This is a genomic window from Wolbachia endosymbiont of Mansonella perstans (assembly GCF_020278605.1).
Lineage (GTDB): Bacteria > Pseudomonadota > Alphaproteobacteria > Rickettsiales > Anaplasmataceae > Wolbachia.
Genome location: NZ_JACZHU010000122.1, coordinates 1 through 2,181 on the forward strand (window position 1 = coordinate 1; position 2,181 = coordinate 2,181).

The 2,181-nt window shown below is 38.9% G+C and carries 3 protein-coding genes; all 3 read right to left on the reverse strand.

Annotation, left to right across the window (positions count from 1 at the left end; all coding sequences use genetic code 11):
- Positions 1-464, reverse strand: a 464-nt coding sequence (locus IHO13_RS05290; RefSeq protein ID WP_458695365.1) for an Obg family GTPase, incomplete at its 3' end; no start/stop codon positions are given.
- Complete coding sequence (gene eno / locus IHO13_RS05295; protein ID WP_225538602.1) at positions 452-1,726, reverse strand: phosphopyruvate hydratase; 1,275 nt, start codon at positions 1,724-1,726, stop codon at positions 452-454. The genes IHO13_RS05290 and eno, both read right to left, overlap by 13 nt.
- Positions 1,727-1,730: 4 nt before the next feature.
- A partial coding sequence (locus tag IHO13_RS05300) for a glutamate ligase domain-containing protein (protein WP_304956702.1) occupies positions 1,731-2,181 on the reverse strand: 451 nt, incomplete at its 5' end.

A 2,181-nucleotide genomic window follows, 5' to 3' on the forward strand; every position in this document is an offset into this window, starting at 1 on the left:
TTTAATATTATGTTTCTTTCTTCACCAGACTGACCGTAGGTAAAATGTCTTGGTGCCCTGTTAGTAGAAGATTTAAAATTGGAATTTCCAAGTCCACCTTTTCCACCTTGCACTACTTGAAATTCCATCTCAGGTTTATCAAGGTCTACTATCACCTCCTCACTTTCTTCACCTATTATTTGTGTCCCAACTGGAACTTTAAGTATGACATTTTTTCCCGCTGTGCCAGATCTATCTCTGCTTGCACCACTTTTCCCATTGTTTGCTTTAATGTGTCTTCTATAACGAAAATTAAGCAAAGTATTGAGATTTGCATCGCTAACAAAAACTATGTTCCCACCTTTTCCTCCATTACCACCATTTGGACCACCAAATTCGGCGAATTTTTCTCGACGAAAACTTACGCAGCCGTCACCGCCATCGCCAGCTTTTAGATGCAATTTAACTTCGTCTATGAAGTCCATGCCAATCCACGATAGTATTTAGCACTTTCTTCCAGTGTGCTTTCTATTCTCATTAGCTCGTTATATTTTGCAAGTCTATCAGAGCGCGATAGCGAGCCAGTTTTTATTTGTCCACAATTCGATGCAACTGCTATATGAGATATCGTTGTGTCTTCTGTTTCGCCTGATCTGTGAGAAATGACGGCTTTGTATCCATTTGATTTTGCCATTTCAATGGCAGCAAAAGTTTCCGTTAATGTTCCTATTTGATTTGGCTTGATTAGTACAGCATTTGCCATTTTCTTCTCTATTCCTTTACGTATTAGCTCACAATTTGTAACAAACAAATCATCCCCGACCAATTGAACTTTGTTTCCAAGTTTTGCGGTAAGCAATTTCCAGCCTTCATGGTCATCTTCACTCATTGCATCTTCTATGGAAATTAGGGGATATTTTTCCACAAGATTGCAATAGTGTTCAGCTAATTCCTCTGAAGGAAGCTCTCTATTTTCAAATTTGTAAATTCTATTTTCATAAAAAGTAGATGAAGCCACATCAAGACCTAGTGCAAAATGATTTTGTATTGAATAACCGGCAGACTCTATAGCCTGAATTATCAGATTAATAGCCTCTTCGGTGCTTTCAACATTCGGTGCAAAACCACCTTCATCTCCTACGTTTGTGCTGTAACCCCTTTTCTTGAGAATGCTGCGCAAATTATGAAACACCTCTGCGGACATTCTGATTGCTTCACTGAAAGCTTCAGCTCCAACAGGAAGGATCATAAATTCTTGAAAATCAAGTTTGTTGTCTGCATGTATCCCACCGTTGATTATGTTAGTGAGTGGAACCGGCATAACACTTGCTTGCTCCCCCCCTAAATATTTATATAGTGGCATTTTGAAACTGTTTGCTGCTGCTTTTGCAACGGCAAGGGACACCCCTAAAGTTGCATTTGCTCCAAGTTTTGATTTGTTTTGCGTTCCATCTAGCTCTATTAAAGCCTTATCAATCACATCCTGGTTTGCTGCATTCATGCCAACAATTTCATTTGCTATCACTCCATTCACAGATTGAACAGCTTTCAGCACTCCTTTACCGTAATATCTTTTTTCATCTTGATCCCTCAGTTCTAAAGCTTCTAGTTTACCGGTTGAAGCTCCAGAAGGTACGGAAGCTCTACCTGTTGCTCCATCACGGAGTTCAACTTCTACCTCAACAGTTGGGTAACCTCTGCTATCTAAAATTTCTCTTGCTAATACATTGTTAATTATCCTTTTCATCGTGTTAAACCTCTACTTCTGACGTAAGTGCCACAGTTTCTCTTGCTAACTTAGCTATATTACTACCGGCACCAATAAATAGTACTACATCACCTGAATTTGTCGAGTCATTGATGAAATGTGAAATGAGCAAAGCATTATTCATAATCTCTACGTTACTAAACCCATTGCTGATTAAAGCTTTCTGTATATCATCAATTCCACAACCGGAAATAGGCTCATCTTCTGGAGGATGAACAGGAGTAAGGATGACATAGTCAAACATCGTAAAAACTTGTACGAACCCATTAAAAAAATTATGAATGCGAGCAAAACGAAGCGGTTCGACAATTCCTATTACCTTTCCTTTAGTGATCAAGCGTGCTGCTGCCAGGGTTGCTTGTATTTCGTTTGGATGATGGGCATAATCCTCAATTAACTTAACACCTTTAACATCAGCGATTAAAGAAAATCTT

Bases quoted from the DNA above. Each gene is read 5' to 3' on its own strand.
- eno (WP_225538602.1), bottom strand. From the start codon at position 1,726: ATGAAAAGGATAATTAACAATGTATTAGCAAGAGAAATTTTAGATAGC.